This window comes from Vibrio sp. NH-UV-68, assembly GCF_042940635.1.
In the GTDB taxonomy this organism is placed as follows: domain Bacteria; phylum Pseudomonadota; class Gammaproteobacteria; order Enterobacterales; family Vibrionaceae; genus Vibrio; species Vibrio pacinii.
In genome coordinates this window covers 396,089-410,576 of record NZ_CP134976.1, presented here as the reverse complement: position 1 = coordinate 410,576, position 14,488 = coordinate 396,089, and the positions used below count along the sequence as shown (strand labels likewise).

Genomic DNA, 14,488 nt, shown 5'->3' with positions numbered 1-14,488 from the left:
TTAAATCAAATTACATACACAAAGACGAATAGGCATAACCACACCACATCAACAAAGTGCCAGTACCAACTCCCTGCTTGAAAAGCAAAATGATTCTTTGGCGTAAAATGGTCTTTGGCAACGCGTGCTAACAGGATGATTAAGAACGTGGTGCCTAACAACACATGCATACCGTGAAATCCCGTCAGCAAGAAGAAGGTATTGCCGTACACCCCTGATTGCAGCGTCAATCCAAGATCTTGATAAGCATGAGCATATTCAACGCCTTGGTAATACAAAAAGAAACACGCTAATACGATTGTCACCTCTAACCACACAATCAGTGCCATACGTTTATTCTTCTCAAGGCTAGTATGCGCCAAGTGCAGCGTTATCGATGAAGTAAGTAAGATGATGGTGTTAATTAACGGGATACCTTGCCATGGCATCGCCGTGGTTGTTTCGCCACCCGGCGTAATAATCAGCGGCCACATGGCTTCAAAGGTTGGCCAGATCACCTCGTTAGTCATGGCGTTATTACTCGCTCCGCCAAGCCAAGGTACTGAAATCATCCGTGCATAAAATAAAGCCCCAAAGAAGGCGCCAAAGAACATAATCTCAGAGAAGATAAACCAACTCATTCCCTGTCGAAAAGAACGCGATAGCTGCGCAGAGTATTGACCACTCATCGACTCGGTGATGATGTTGCTAAACCAACCAGCAAACATGTACAGCAAAAACAGAAAGCCCGACAATAAAATCAACTTACCGAACACACTGCCATCGCCGCCCTCCGCCATGTTCTGTACCGTAATGCCTGCGCCCACCGCGATAAGAAATAGAGCAATCGCGCCAACGATAGGCCAACTGCTTTGTGCTGGTACAAAATAGGGTTGATGTTTTGAACTCATGGCGTTGCTCCTTGCACAGCGTCACTTTTTATTGGTTGTGATGCTTTCGCTAACTCATTTGCAGCCGTTCTCTCACTGATATCGTATAAGGTGTATGACAAGGTCAGTGTATGTATCGACTGAGGAATATCGGGTTCAATATAGAAGATCAAAGGCATTTCTGTTTTCGCCGCCGCAGACAAGGGTTGTTGGTTAAAACAAAAACACTCAATTTTATTAAAATATGTAGCGCCAAGCCCAGGTGAGACCGAAGGTACCGCCTGACCGACAATATCGCGTGACGAAAGATTTTCGGCCAAATACGCGGTTTGGATCACTTGCCCAGGATGAACGTTCATCGCAATCTGTTTGGGTGCGAAAGACCAAGGCACGTTATTATGATTATGGGCCATAAACTCAACCCGAATGCTGCGCGAGGTATCGGGCACCATACCTTGTGGTTGCAACACAGATTCGCTGTTGGTTTTACCATTGATGCCCAGCACATCACACATGATGTCGTAGAGCGGTACAAGCGCGAAACCAAAACCAAACATCGCTACCACTGCAGCGAGCAGCTTTAACGTTAGCTTTCGGTTAGCGTTGGTGGCTTCGCTCATCTCGTTACCCTCAGTCAATTTTGGGTGGCGTATCAAAAGTATGATGAGGCGCCGGGCTTGGCACTGTCCACTCTAGCCCTTCAGCACGTTCCCAAGGTTTAGCGGGCGCCTTTTCACCACCGCGAATACACTTGATGACTAACCATAAGAAAATCAGTTGCGATAAACCGAAGGCAAAGCCGCCAATTGAAACAATTTGATTAACGTCTGCAAATTGAATCGCGTAGTCAGGAATACGACGTGGCATCCCCGCCAGACCAAGAAAGTGCATCGGAAAGAATAGAACATTGACGGAAATGACCGAGCACCAGAAGTGCCATAAGCTCAGTTTGTGGTCATACATATGTCCAGTCCACTTAGGTAGCCAGTAATAGGCCGCCGCCATAATCGAGAATACTGCCCCCGAAACCAAGACATAGTGGAAGTGCGCCACAACAAAATAGGTATCGTGATATTGAAAATCAGCCGGCACAATCGCCAGCATCAAGCCAGAAAAGCCGCCAATAGTGAATAAGATGATAAACGCAATCGCAAACAACATCGGCGTTTCAAACGTCATCGCCCCGCGCCACATGGTTGCCACCCAGTTGAACACTTTGACTCCCGTCGGCACCGCAATCAACATGGTGCAGTACATGAAAAACAGCTCGGCAAACACCGGCATCCCTGTTGTGAACATATGGTGCGCCCAAACCAAAAACGACAACAAGGCGATACTACACGTCGCGTAAACCATCGAGTGATAACCAAACAGTCTCTTACCACTGAAGGCCGGTACAATTGCTGAGATGATGCCAAACGATGGCAAGATCATAATGTAGACTTCAGGGTGGCCGAAGAACCAAAAAATGTGCTGGAACATTACCGGGTCACCGCCCCCTGCCGCGTCAAAGAATGACGTTCCAAAGTACTTATCTGTCAGTACCATGGTTACGGCGCCTGCCAGCACTGGCATTACCGCAATAAGCAAGAATGCCGTAATCAACCACGTCCAGACAAACAGCGGCATTTTGAACCACGTCATTCCCGGAGCACGCATATTAACGATAGTGACAATGACGTTGATTGCACCCATGATCGAACTGATGCCCATAATATGTACCGAGAACACAAACAGCGCAGTACTATCGGGGCCGTATGTCGTCGACAGTGGTGCGTAGAAAGTCCAGCCAAAATCTGGGCCGCCACCTTCGGTGAACAGTGAAGCGAGCAAAATGGCAAAAGCGAAAGGGAGTATCCAGAAACTGAGGTTATTCATGCGTGGTAACGCCATATCTGGCGCACCAATCATCATCGGGATCATCCAGTTCGCAAGGCCTGTAAACGCTGGCATGACCGCACCAAAGACCATGATTAAACCATGCACGGTCGTCATCTGATTGAAAAAATGCGGTTCAACAAGTTGTAGCCCTGGTTGAAAGAGTTCGGCGCGGATGACCATCGCCATTGCCCCACCAGTTAGGAACATAATAAAACTGAACCACAAGTAGAGAGTGCCGATGTCTTTGTGATTGGTGGAATAAAGCCAGCGAGTGATGCCTTGTGGTGAATGATGGTGATCGTCGGCTTCAACCGCAGCCGAACTGTTTGCCCGCGAGATCTCCGCATCGGTTGCGGGAGCGAGCTTAGATTTATCTTCTACAACAGAATCAGGTTTGGACGTTTTCATAGTCCCTCCTTAGACGCCTTAAACTGGTTTACATCTGAGGCTTGAACTGAATCCCCCACGTTATTTCCTAACCCGTTACGCTGGTAGGTGACGACCGCAGCGATTTCTTTATCGGTTAATTGACTAGCAAACGCCTGCATTGCAGTACCAGCACGGCCATTAACAACGATATCAATATGTTCATTGACAGCTCCAGTCGCCACTTTACTGCCAGTGATCGCTGGAAAGGCCCCCGGAATACCTGCCCCACTGACTTGGTGACAAACGGCGCATCGGTCTTGATAAACCTGTTCACCAATTGACATCAACTCATCGATAGAGAGCGACGCTGTCAATGATGCGGCGGCTTCTTGCTTCGCTTGAGCGAGTTCCGCTTTTTTCGCCACTAACCACGCATCGTATTGGTCTTCTTCCATCGCCTGAACTACCACCGGCATGAAACCATGAGCGCGACCACATAGCTCAGCACACTGACCGCGGTATATACCCGGTTTATCAATACGAGTCCACGCCTCGTTGATAAAGCCAGGTATGGTATCTTTCTTAACGGCAAAATCAGGCACCCACCATGAGTGAATAACATCATCAGAGGTGAGGAGAAAACGCACTTTGCGGTTTATCGGCAATACTAGCGGATTATCAACCTCAAGCAAGTAATTGGCGCCTTTCTCTTCGATACCTTCTATTGATTTTTGACTGGTCGCCAATAAGCTGAAGAATTCCACATCCTCATCAAAATAACTGTAGTGCCACTTCCACTGAGAACCAGTAATTTTGATCGTCAGATCCGATCGTGAGGTATCTTCCATTGCAACTAAGGTTTGAGTTGCAGGGATCGCCATCAGAATCAAAATGATAATTGGGATAACCGTCCAAATAACTTCCACTTTGGTACTTTCATGAAAGTTGGCCGCAACGGCCCCTTTGGACTTACGGTGGTGGTACATCGAGTAGAACATCACACCAAACACCACCAGTGCAATGGCACAACAGATGTAAAAGATCAGCATGTGCAAATCATAGACTTGGCCGCTTATCTCTGTAACGCCCTGTGTCATGTTGTAAGCGTTGTCTTCAGCATTAGCGTTGGCAACAACAAGCAGCGCTAGTATCGCCAGCACCTTGGCTGAACTGTGTAATGGTTTCAAACGATCTCTCCTCTGCCGAAGCCATCTCGTGTGATTAAGGTTCAACTACCCGAACGAATTACTCAGCAGACAAAAAAGTACCAAGCGACCCGTCGACTTTAGAAAATGCAGTCAAAACGCAAATAGTGTGTAAATTGTTATATTTATGTTAATAAACGTTAGTTGGCGTTTCGAGATTGTGCAAGAAAGTCCTACTCAAAATAACAGGGCCGTGGCGGTCAATTGGTTTTAGCGATTGCGCTCAACTAAATGATAATCAATATCAATTAAAGTCGTGCGAAATTGGTGAGATCACATAGACTTAAGTGGTGGATAAACCTAAGTAAATAAACAGGTACATTAAGATGATGGAAAACGTAACTCGTTGGTTAGAAAAAGATCCTGACCCACATACAAGAGAAGAACTTCAGCACCTTATTGATGCAAAAGCATTTGCTGAGTTAGAAGAGCGGTTTAGCCAGCGGCTTGAATTTGGTACCGCCGGACTGCGTGGCAAAGTCGGTTGTGGCCCGAACCGAATGAACCGCTTAGTGATCCAAGAAACCGCAACTGGTCTTGGTCACTACTTGATTGAACAGATCAACAATGCCGCAAGTCGCGGTGTCGTGATTGGTTATGATGGTCGTAACGACTCCAAACAGTTTGCTCATGATACCGCTAGTGTACTTACGGCACTCGGAATCAAGGTTTACCTCACTCACGCCGTTGCAGCAACACCTATTGTCGCCTTTGGTGTTAAGCATTTTAACGCTGCCGCTGCGGTAGTTGTGACCGCCAGCCACAATCCACCTGAATACAATGGATTTAAAGTTTACTGGGAAAACGGCGCGCAAATCATTCCTCCTCATGATGCAGGGATTGCCGAAAAAATCGATAATGCCGCAACGAAAGCCATCCCATTAATGTCACTTGATGTGGCACAAAAACAAGCGCTGTTAGTCTGGTTAAAAGAGGACTATTACCAAACCTATCGCCAAGCAATCAACGAAAATCCATTGTTGAACAATCACAATCAACCCGAGGATGTTTCTATTGCATACACTGCGATGCACGGCGTTGGCGCGGTCATGGCTGAAACACTGTTAAACGACGCGGGATTTAGCAAGGTTTACAGTGTAAAAGAACAGCGTGAGCCTGACGGCAACTTTCCAACGGTCAACTTCCCCAACCCTGAGGAAGCGGGGGCAATGGATAAAGTGATTGCACTCGCCAAGCAACATAATGCCGATATAGCTTGCGCTAACGACCCAGATGCAGACCGATTTGCTGTCGCAGTTAGAAAGTCAGATGGCGACTACCAAATGCTGACGGGGGATCAGGTCGGTTCATTGTTTGGCCACTACCTACTGTCGAAAGCCGAATCGAATCAACAATTAGTCGGTAACACGATCGTTTCTTCGAGTCTGTTGAGTAAAATTGCGACCGCACATGGCGCTCAGTACTACCAAACCTTGACGGGCTTTAAGTGGCTGACGAATGTTGCGATGCAAAAGCAGAGCGATGAGCAACCGTTCCTGTTTGCCTATGAAGAAGCCCTTGGCTACACCGTTGGCAATAAGGTGTGGGATAAAGATGGTTTATCGGCATTGGTGGCATTTGCGCAACTAACGGCTGAGTTAAAAAGCCACGGGCAAACCATTTGGGATCAGCTAGAGGCGCTCTATCGTCAACATGGGATGTATCTCAACGCGCAACGCAGTATCGCCCTTGACCCTAAGGCAGCGCCGATTGGCGACATGCTTCGCCAAGCACCACCAACGATGATCGCCGGAAAACCAATCGAAATCACCGAAGATCTGAAGTCTTTAACCAAACGCTTTGCCAATGGCGATACTGAAAGTATAGATTTGCCGTCGAGTGACGTTCTGATCTACCACCTAGCAGGTGGCGCTCGGGTCATTGTTCGCCCTTCGGGAACCGAGCCAAAAATCAAATGTTACTATGAAGTTATTGAAGCATTTGCCCAATCAGATAGCTTTGAGCAAGTATTAGAAAAGGCGTCTGAATCAATGGGAATGCTCATCTCAGAGCATCAACACAGCCTGTTATAACGCGTTGGTTAACGAAGACAATAAAGGCTCAAACCCAGTTTGAGCCTTTACTTTAGACAATGTTCTTTTGTAGAAATATCTTATCAACACCAGCTGTCGGGAACCCAGTGTAACGACCCACTTCTTTAAATCCCAACTTGGCATAAAAGCCAGGGGCCTGAAAAGTGTAAGTATCGAGGTACAAGTCGGTCACTCCATATGCTTTCGCTTCCGTTTCAAGGCGCGCCATCAACAGCGAACCCACACCGGATTTGCGCTGTGATTCATCTATCCACAAAAACTCGACAAATAAAGTATTGGTAAAGATCTCACCCGTTAACCCACCGACAAATTCTCCACGCTCATCTTCGACATAGCAAGCAAGACTATGGACGTCTTGGTCAGGGAAATGCTTCATATTGAAAGACTTAAGGCCAGTGTAAATGACATCTTTAATATTCTTCGGAGGGTTTAAGACAAACTGAACATTCATAACGACTACCTTGTCACATGAGTAAATTGCCACGCGAGTATATGGTCACGTGAGTCAATTCTGATATAAAAAAGGCCAGCTGATGCTGACCTTCATGCTTAGCTAGCCAATGAGCTTAACATCCACATCGCTAACACAACAAATATCAAGCCCATAAATTTGTGTTGATAAGCACGGAAATTTGCGTTCTCTAGCAAAGGCTTACCTATAGTACCAACCAAAGCAACCAGCAGAAGGTTGAACAGCAAACCCAACACATTCAGTAGTAACCCTAACACGAGCATTTGCTCGCCCGAGGTTGCATTAATATTGCTCGACACAAACTGGGGTAAGAACATCACAAAAAACACTAAGGCTTTTGGATTTAGCAAATTACTGACTAAGGCGCGCTGGTAAAAAGTGGTTGCGACTTTACTTCCTTCGCCTAAGTCGGGGGCATCTGCCGCACTCGCGCGAACACAATCCCAACCCATTTTAAGTAGATACGCGCCACCGAGGAAATGAAGAACTTTGAGCGCAATTGGGCTCATCGCAATCAAAGCAGAAACGCCCAAAGCGGCCAACAACGTCAAGATGATTCCCGAGGTGGCATTACCTAAACTTGCGAAAATTCCCACCTTTTTGCCGTAACTCATACTAGAGCTGGCAATAAGCAGCATATCTGGGCCTGGTAGCAATAACAGTGCAACAACAGCCGTTAGATATATCGGCAGCACAGTAATATCAATCATTTTATAATTTTAGTTAGACAATAAAGTGCGAGATTTTATACCAATAAAATGCCACTTTCCATCTTAATCACAACAGTCACTACCGGAAAATTCAGTGTAATTAACCAATTTAATCGCAAATATAGAAATCGTTAAAAAACGCAATTTTGTACAAAAAATCACACAAGCGGTAAGCTATCCCGAATCTCCGACAAAGATAAAACAATGACCGACAATGGCTAGCACTCATCGCATAGCTAAGTAGCGTTACTCACGATCAATAATCACAAACGTCTATGGATACAATGACTATCAATACCGATTCACGCTTAAACCGCAGTAAACTATTTTGCCAAGGTGCTATCGCCATGGTGCCATTAAGTATTGCCGTAATTCCTTGGGGACTGCTAGCGGGTTCTTTTGCCATTGAGTCCGGTTTAACGGTTTTAGAAAGCCAAGCGCTCTCTGCTATTTTGTTCGCAGGTTCAGCCCAACTGGTGGCCACTGGGATGTTCAAAGCAGGCGCAACACTTGCCACTATGCTGTTGGCAATATTTTTTATTACGTCTCGTCATCTACTCTATAGCGTCTCAATGCGAGAGAAAATCAAGCCACTCCCGCTTAAATGGCGCTTGGGGTTGGGCTTTTTGCTCACCGATGAGCTGTTCGCGATTTGTGGCCAACAATCCGAGAAACAGTTTGATCGCTGGTACGCACTGGGAGCAGGTTTGAGTTTCTATCTATGCTGGAATCTCGCCACTTTGGCTGGCATTATCGCAGGCACACACATACCCGCCATCAATGAACTTGGCTTAGAGTTTGCTGTGGCTGCAACCTTTATCGCCATCGTTGTCCCTAACATCAAATCTTCGCCAGTCTTGGTGGCAGTGTTAGTTTCACTGATACTTTCGGTTTGGTGCTATGCGCTACAAATAGAATCAGGGCTAATGATCGCCAGTGTCGCAGGTATGGTAGCGGGTTATCTCACCGAGACACTGCGTGGAGGAAAAGCATGATCTTGCTCTCTATTGTTGCTATGACTGTGTTGGTTTTTCTAAGTCGTTATCTGTTTCTAGAGCCACGTTTGCCACTTAAGCTCAACTCACAAGCACACAGGCTGCTGACTTATTCAAGCCCTGCTGTGCTGACCGCGATTTGGGCTCCGATCGTATTTATGCCAGAACAGGAGCTATCGCTTTCAAGCTCTAACCCTTATCTGGTCGCTGCCATTATTGCAGCACTATTGGCCTGGAAAACTAACAATGTACTACTGACTACCATTGTGAGTATGGTCCTCTTTTTAGCGCTGAAACTGCTTTAACCAAACAGCGCGACAATGATAAACAAGGCTAAACCAATCACTAATGTGCTTTTGATAAGCGTAGCCAAGCTGTTGGTGCCTTCTTTGGGGGCCCGGTTACAACATCCCATAAAAAACCTCCTATTGAGCAATCAATAAGAGGTTAATCCTTGCCCCAAGGTTAAAGTAAAGGGCTTTATTGCGCGACCCACTCTATTTCTATCAAGGTGGTGTCATTCGACTTTAGGCGCGCTAAAAACAGATCGCCGGGGTGAACTTCCCCCACGCCCTGAGGCGTCCCCGTCATAATAATGTCCCCATCACACAAGGTAGTATAGCCAGCAAGCTCTTGTAATATGGTGCTAGGTGAATACATCATCTGTTTGACTGATCCTTTCTGGACCCGCACACAGTTAATGAATAGCTCAATTTCAAGCGAATCAACGTCAATCCCTTTCAACGGCACAAAACGGCTAAACACGGCAGAACCATCAAACGCTTTCGCCCGCTCCCAGGGAAGCCCTTTTTGTTTGAGGCGCGACTGAAGCTCGCGCTTAGTCAAATCTAAACCGAGGCCAACCGCAGCAAGAGCCCCTTTTTCAACCACGAAACAGATCTCTCCTTCATAGTGAAGAGGCTCTTGATGGAAGGAGTGCAACGTTGTCGATATTGATGTCGGCGGCTTAGAAAAAACCACCATCTGATCGGGAATGGCGTTATTGAGCTCTTGAATATGCTCAAGGTAGTTTCGCCCAACACATAAAATTTTACTTGGTTGAAGCACTTGCTCACCGACTTTCACACTATACATGCCATCATCCCTGACTGATTAATCAAACAGCGGCTATTTTAATCGAAGTCACTAGTAATTAAATGATAGAAAGGCATTTTTTCAGTCTTGATCCCAGCATAGGTTATTTAAATCGACGAGCTAAATGTGCACTAGCAGCAAATAATCAAAAAGCCCTCGACAATGCGAGGGCTTAATAAATTCAATGATGTCGTGACTATCGACTGTTCACGGCTTTAATAAAGACTTGCTGAGCGCCCTCAACATTAAGTGCTTTGGCCTCTTCAAGTAAGGCTAATGCCTTGTCTAACATTCCAACTTTAACCGCATTTTCAATGCTAGAAAGATAGAACTGTTGCTGCTCGACCGAAAGAATGCTCGAGATGTCATTCGTCGCGAGTTCGGTCGCAATAACCGTTGTCGTTTGTAGGTCTGGTTTCTCTTGCGTTGCCAGCTCATCTTTAAACTTTTGCTGCGCCGTATCGGTGCTCGAAACCATTACAGGGTCTTGAACAACAATCGCGCTATCGACTTTTGCGACAATACTCAGCTCACCATATTGAGCGTGAGGAATGACCGGGTTCGGAACATCTGGCGGGTAGTTCCCACGGGCAATTGCATCCAGTTTTACCGGATGTAAAACTTCAGACTCGCCTTCAACCAACTCAGGAGTCGTATAGACTAATAATTTGACACGTTGCTGACCAACTGGTTGAATTGTGATCTCTGTGGTCAGGCGATCGCCATCTAATCCATAGGCATGTTTATACTCAAAGTCTTCTGTGCCAAATGTTTTTAAAACTTGGTTATTTTCGTTTAGTAACAAAGCATTAGGATAAAAAACACTCTTTTTAAAGTGGCTAATGATCTCTAGTTCGAGTTCTTTGCCTTGAGTATTAATATCAAAAGCCGCAATAGGGCTCATACCAGCAGCAAATTCGTATGTCTGGTTTCTTTCATCAATTGAGAAGTTAACTCGCTTGGTTGGCTCGACATCGATCCATTGAATTTGAGAATATGACTCTGCAACTTGCGAAACATTGTTCGCATCAAACACAACCGTTTCTGTCGTGGCACACCCCAACAGAGCCATACTGATTGCGCAGCCTAGAACTAAATGTTTCATGTAAACCTCAACTTTTGACGAAAAAAGCCGACTCAGTATAAGCCGGCTTTAATTTATGGACTTATAAAATTAAGAAACTATATTACCACCAAGCTTCCATTTGGATACCAACACTGAACTCAGAGTCATCAGTATTGTTGGCAAAGCTATCTGCTTCATGATCCATAAAGTATGAACCGTAAACGCGAATTTCAGGACGCGCCCAGAAGCTTGAGCCAGCAGACCATGCTTGCGCTACGGTTAACTTAGAGCCAGCAGCATCTGTCGTTGTACCACTGTTCTTTGTTTCATCAGCAAAGTAACCTACTTCAAAAACTGTTTTCATGTGCTCATCCCATTTGTACATAGGGCGAACAACCGCATTGTAAGCTGTGATATCACCACTGTCTGTATCAGACGCTTGAGCGTACATTACGACGTGACCCAGTTCCCAAGCATCACCTAGACCTGTGACACCCCAGTTGATGATACGGAAGCCGTCTGCATCATTGTTGCCGCCAGAACGGTTATACCAACCACCGCCACCGTAGGTTGCCATTTGCTTACCGTATGAAGCCGTACCGTACTGAAGCACAGTCTGGTTGAAACCATTTGATAAACCTGTACCAAAGACGGCCGTCGCTAGTACACCGTCATCAGCAGCAACAGTTTGACCTTCAGCTTCATTGGCAAAATCATAAGCTAGTGCCAACTCAAGGTTTGTGTTGTCTGTTAGCTTGATACCAGCGAAACGCGCATCGAATGTGTATCCAGATACTGTCTCAGCACCTTGAGAACCATCATCGTGCATAAGTGCGAATGACGCTTTTACGTTTTCGCCCAGTGATAGGTTTTCGATACCACCACCAGCACCACCAGAAGTGTCTAGGAAGTAAAAGTCAGTGATGTGGATATCTTTACGTTGGTAGTAACGTTGACCAGCCCAAAGTACCGCTTCTTTGTCTGATTCAAACAAACCTTTAGCTTGTACGTTCATAACGCGAAGTGCATTGGCATTGCCTTCCCAGTTATTGTTACCCGCTTGACCGTATGCAACCAATGTTTCTAGATTGAAAGTAACATCACCTTGACTGTACAACTCAGCATTTAGGCCAAGTTCTGCATATAGGTCGTCTTCGTTACCTAAACGGCCTACTTTGTTCTTTTCATAAGTTACATGAGAACCTTCACCGCTCAGACCTACACCACCACGCGCATAGCCATGGAAATCCACGTCAGCTGCGAATGCACCAGCAGATAAAGTCGTCGCCACTGCAGCAGCAATTACACTTACTTTTTTCATTATTAACTCCATTTAGGGATTATTATTCTTTTACTCTCTTAGTGCTTAACTCTGTAAAAGGCAGAAACAGACTCAAAATAAAAGAGAGGTAAGATGGGATCTAGGCTCTTGCCCTTGTCCCTGTTTGTTTCAACTGCTGCAAGATTAACTGGGGAGTAGACAGACAAAATCCTCCAGATGAGAAATAGTTAAGGGGGATGAGAAAGGAGTAGAAATCATACCCTACGGCGTTTTTAAGGGTTGAATCACAAAAGTAAGGAGGAGATGAATCGATTCGGAAAAGATTGTCACCACAGAATGTCAGATCGCTCACTGTTTATCGATAAAAAACACAAATAATGAAATTAAATTACAACAGTTTTTTTTATAAAGGAGCTTGACCTGATCTACACAAAACTATTTACTAATATTTCACTAAGAAACAAAAACAATAAGTAATTACGATGCAGTGTTCACGTCCATACCCCTTAGGGGCGACAACCGATAGCCAAGGATGCAATTTTTCAATTTATGCTCCTGACGCAGAAGATATTAAGCTCGCCCTGTTTGAAAAAAGCGGCGAGTTCAAAACCTACCCGTTAGACAGTGAGTACGCGGGCATCAAATTTACTCACATTGCCGGTATAACAGTGGGCCAACGCTACGGTTATATTATCGAGGTAAAAAACAAAGCCCATTTTATTTCTGATCCTTACGCTAAAGCGATAGACAAACCTCTGCATTATCAAGTTCCTTTTAGTAGCGATAAAAGTTTCCAACTTGCTAAGTGTGTCGTCGTTGACGATGCTTTCGATTGGCAAGGGGTAACGCCGCCAAACCGCCCACGTGACGAGATGGTATTATTCGAAACCCATGTAAAAGGATTAACTAAACTCAACCCAAGTGTTAGCCCTAGTCATCAAGGTCGTTACCTCGGGCTGATCAGCTCTGACATGTTGGCATTCTATAAACAGCAGAACATCAATACCCTGCAACTTCTGCCTATTGCTGCCTGTATGCACGAACCACACTTACTCAAGATGAATAAGGTCAACTACTGGGGCTACAATCCCTACTTATTTATGGTTCCCGACCCACGTTATGCTGAAAAAGACGCCGTACTTGAACTCAAGACAGCGATTCGCGAGCTGCATCGCAACGGCATTGAGGTGATTTTGGACGTGGTCTATAACCATACTGCTGAGGGCGGGGCTGATGGACCTGTATTCAATTTAAAAGCGTTAGACAAGCATTACTACATTAAGCAAGGAGAGCATTTCGCTAACTACACAGGGTGTGGCAACACCGTTGATGTTACGTATCAACCTGCGCTTAACCTTGTGATGGACACTCTACGTTATTGGGTAAGCGAATATCAAATCGATGGTTTTCGTTTCGACTTGGCGGCGACACTGGGCCGTCAAGGTGAGCACTTCAGCCCAGATGCTGGGTTCTTTAAAGCCGTCGGTCAAGACCCGATCCTCAAGCAAGTTAAATTGATTGCCGAACCTTGGGATATTGGTCCAAATGGCTACCAAGTAGGTAACTTCCCACTGGGTTGGAATGAATGCAACGATCGCCTGCGCGATATTACCCGCAGTTTTTGGCGAGGTGATCACGGCTACCTGAAAGAGTTCGCTACACGTATTATGGGCTCACGCGATCTCTACAGCGCAGCTAACTGGCCATACAAACTGACCGTCAATTACATTACCTATCATGATGGCTTCTGCATGCAAGACCTTGTGTCATACAAGCATAAACATAATGAAGCAAACGGAGAGCAAAACCGTGACGGCCACGGCGATAATCGCTCAGATAACTATGGCGTCGAAGGCCATAGCGAAAACCCTTTGATTGTTGAAAAGCGCGAAAAACAGAAGCGCAACTTTATGGCGAGTCTACTCTTCGCCTTTGGTATCCCTCATATTCTGACCGCGGATGTGCTTTCTCACACTCAAAAAGGCAACAACAATGCCTATTGCCAAGACAACGAGATCAGTTGGCTAAATTGGCAACTTAGTGACAACAAACTGCGCTTTAGAGCCTGGCTTGCGGAATTGGTCAAGGCGCGTCAAGAGTATATGTTGCCCTTTATTCGCGCGTTCAGCGGCAAGCAGCGCAATCACAATCGTATCTATTGGCGTCGGATCGATGGCAGCTTTATGGAGCATGATGATTGGAACCAACTTAGCTCAGTCGCGTTACACTTAGGCATTGGCGAGGCTGGTAATGAGCTGTTTTATTGCATCAACCAAACCAATGCTCCAGCGCGTTTTACCCTACCAGAAACCGCTGACAACTGGATCATGATCTGCAACACCGACTCGCATGATCTGCACCAGAGTATTGATCACAAGCAAGTCTTAATTGCACCCACCTCAATGGCCATTTTCTTTACCCAAGGCGCGAAAACTCACCCATAAACACATGACCGTTGACAACGCTGACCAAATACCTTGGTCAGCGTCA

The 14,488-nt window shown here is 45.8% G+C and carries 13 protein-coding genes; 4 read left to right on the top strand and 9 right to left on the bottom strand.

What is annotated here, in order from left to right:
* Nucleotides 1-5 precede the first annotated feature (5 nt).
* From ViNHUV68_RS16330 to coxB, 4 genes are read right to left on the bottom strand one after another with little or no spacing between them, the layout of a single operon-like run.
* On the bottom strand, nucleotides 6-890 hold the full coding sequence (locus ViNHUV68_RS16330) for a cytochrome c oxidase subunit 3 (RefSeq protein WP_391091605.1): 885 nt from the start codon (nucleotides 888-890) through the stop codon (nucleotides 6-8).
* Nucleotides 887-1,489 carry a cytochrome c oxidase assembly protein gene (locus ViNHUV68_RS16325; protein ID WP_038173547.1) on the bottom strand — a complete coding sequence of 201 codons (603 nt, stop codon included), beginning with the start codon at nucleotides 1,487-1,489 and terminating at the stop codon, nucleotides 887-889. Before ViNHUV68_RS16325 ends, ViNHUV68_RS16330 begins: the two co-directional genes overlap by 4 nt.
* Before the next feature lie 10 nt (nucleotides 1,490-1,499).
* Nucleotides 1,500-3,158, bottom strand: coding sequence for a cytochrome c oxidase subunit I (gene ctaD, locus ViNHUV68_RS16320; RefSeq protein WP_038173546.1), 1,659 nt, complete (start codon nucleotides 3,156-3,158; stop codon nucleotides 1,500-1,502).
* Nucleotides 3,155-4,216 (bottom strand): cytochrome c oxidase subunit II, encoded by a 1,062-nt coding sequence (coxB, locus tag ViNHUV68_RS16315; protein WP_391091854.1) that lies wholly within the window; start codon nucleotides 4,214-4,216, stop codon nucleotides 3,155-3,157. Before coxB ends, ctaD begins: the two co-directional genes overlap by 4 nt.
* A gap of 434 nt (nucleotides 4,217-4,650) precedes the next feature.
* Here coxB and ViNHUV68_RS16310 point away from each other — a divergent pair, with 434 nt between their 5' ends.
* On the top strand, nucleotides 4,651-6,357 hold the full coding sequence (locus tag ViNHUV68_RS16310; protein ID WP_391091603.1) for a phospho-sugar mutase: 1,707 nt from the start codon (nucleotides 4,651-4,653) through the stop codon (nucleotides 6,355-6,357).
* A 52-nt stretch (nucleotides 6,358-6,409) separates the two neighbouring features.
* Here ViNHUV68_RS16310 and ViNHUV68_RS16305 read toward each other — a convergent pair whose 3' ends face one another.
* Together ViNHUV68_RS16305 and ViNHUV68_RS16300 are read right to left on the bottom strand one after the other, a co-directional pair.
* Complete coding sequence (locus ViNHUV68_RS16305) at nucleotides 6,410-6,829, bottom strand: GNAT family N-acetyltransferase (protein ID WP_391091601.1); 420 nt, start codon at nucleotides 6,827-6,829, stop codon at nucleotides 6,410-6,412.
* Between the two features lie 98 nt (nucleotides 6,830-6,927).
* Nucleotides 6,928-7,560 (bottom strand): LysE family translocator, encoded by a 633-nt coding sequence (locus ViNHUV68_RS16300; protein ID WP_038173541.1) that lies wholly within the window; start codon nucleotides 7,558-7,560, stop codon nucleotides 6,928-6,930.
* Nucleotides 7,561-7,835: 275 nt separating this feature from the next.
* Between ViNHUV68_RS16300 and ViNHUV68_RS16295 the strand changes: the two genes are divergently transcribed.
* Nucleotides 7,836-8,555: an AzlC family ABC transporter permease gene (locus ViNHUV68_RS16295; RefSeq protein ID WP_038173540.1), complete on the top strand. Its 720-nt coding sequence runs from the start codon at nucleotides 7,836-7,838 to the stop codon at nucleotides 8,553-8,555.
* The gene (locus ViNHUV68_RS16290) at nucleotides 8,552-8,860 is read left to right on the top strand and encodes an AzlD domain-containing protein (protein WP_038173539.1); all 309 of its coding nucleotides are present in this window, start codon (nucleotides 8,552-8,554) and stop codon (nucleotides 8,858-8,860) included. Before ViNHUV68_RS16295 ends, ViNHUV68_RS16290 begins: the two co-directional genes overlap by 4 nt.
* A 175-nt stretch (nucleotides 8,861-9,035) precedes the next feature.
* On the opposite strand, the gene ViNHUV68_RS16285 is transcribed toward ViNHUV68_RS16290, so the two are convergent.
* From ViNHUV68_RS16285 to lamB, 3 genes are all read right to left on the bottom strand, one after another.
* Complete coding sequence (locus ViNHUV68_RS16285) at nucleotides 9,036-9,650, bottom strand: fumarylacetoacetate hydrolase family protein (protein WP_038173538.1); 615 nt, start codon at nucleotides 9,648-9,650, stop codon at nucleotides 9,036-9,038.
* 196 nt (nucleotides 9,651-9,846) lie between these two features.
* Nucleotides 9,847-10,755 carry a MalM family protein gene (locus ViNHUV68_RS16280; protein ID WP_391091598.1) on the bottom strand — a complete coding sequence of 303 codons (909 nt, stop codon included), beginning with the start codon at nucleotides 10,753-10,755 and terminating at the stop codon, nucleotides 9,847-9,849.
* An 82-nt stretch (nucleotides 10,756-10,837) separates the two neighbouring features.
* Nucleotides 10,838-12,037 carry a maltoporin LamB gene (lamB, locus tag ViNHUV68_RS16275; protein WP_391091596.1) on the bottom strand — a complete coding sequence of 400 codons (1,200 nt, stop codon included), beginning with the start codon at nucleotides 12,035-12,037 and terminating at the stop codon, nucleotides 10,838-10,840.
* A gap of 443 nt (nucleotides 12,038-12,480) precedes the next feature.
* Here lamB and glgX point away from each other — a divergent pair, with 443 nt between their 5' ends.
* Complete coding sequence (glgX, locus tag ViNHUV68_RS16270; protein ID WP_391091594.1) at nucleotides 12,481-14,442, top strand: glycogen debranching protein GlgX; 1,962 nt, start codon at nucleotides 12,481-12,483, stop codon at nucleotides 14,440-14,442.
* Nucleotides 14,443-14,488: the final 46 nt, after the last annotated feature.

What these genes read in the sequence shown, in the direction of transcription:
- ViNHUV68_RS16330 (WP_391091605.1), bottom strand. Translation starts at nt 890, where the DNA reads ATGAGTTCAAAACATCAACCCTATTTTGTACCAGCACAAAGCAGTTGG.
- ViNHUV68_RS16325 (WP_038173547.1), bottom strand. Translation starts at nt 1,489, where the DNA reads ATGAGCGAAGCCACCAACGCTAACCGAAAGCTAACGTTAAAGCTGCTC.
- ctaD (WP_038173546.1), bottom strand. Translation starts at nt 3,158, where the DNA reads ATGAAAACGTCCAAACCTGATTCTGTTGTAGAAGATAAATCTAAGCTC.
- coxB (WP_391091854.1), bottom strand. Translation starts at nt 4,216, where the DNA reads ATGACACAGGGCGTTACAGAGATAAGCGGCCAAGTCTATGATTTGCAC.
- ViNHUV68_RS16310 (WP_391091603.1), top strand. Translation starts at nt 4,651, where the DNA reads ATGATGGAAAACGTAACTCGTTGGTTAGAAAAAGATCCTGACCCACAT.
- ViNHUV68_RS16305 (WP_391091601.1), bottom strand. Translation starts at nt 6,829, where the DNA reads ATGAATGTTCAGTTTGTCTTAAACCCTCCGAAGAATATTAAAGATGTC.
- ViNHUV68_RS16300 (WP_038173541.1), bottom strand. Translation starts at nt 7,560, where the DNA reads ATGATTGATATTACTGTGCTGCCGATATATCTAACGGCTGTTGTTGCA.
- ViNHUV68_RS16295 (WP_038173540.1), top strand. Translation starts at nt 7,836, where the DNA reads ATGGATACAATGACTATCAATACCGATTCACGCTTAAACCGCAGTAAA.
- ViNHUV68_RS16290 (WP_038173539.1), top strand. Translation starts at nt 8,552, where the DNA reads ATGATCTTGCTCTCTATTGTTGCTATGACTGTGTTGGTTTTTCTAAGT.
- ViNHUV68_RS16285 (WP_038173538.1), bottom strand. Translation starts at nt 9,650, where the DNA reads ATGTATAGTGTGAAAGTCGGTGAGCAAGTGCTTCAACCAAGTAAAATT.
- ViNHUV68_RS16280 (WP_391091598.1), bottom strand. Translation starts at nt 10,755, where the DNA reads ATGAAACATTTAGTTCTAGGCTGCGCAATCAGTATGGCTCTGTTGGGG.
- lamB (WP_391091596.1), bottom strand. Translation starts at nt 12,037, where the DNA reads ATGAAAAAAGTAAGTGTAATTGCTGCTGCAGTGGCGACGACTTTATCT.
- glgX (WP_391091594.1), top strand. Translation starts at nt 12,481, where the DNA reads ATGCAGTGTTCACGTCCATACCCCTTAGGGGCGACAACCGATAGCCAA.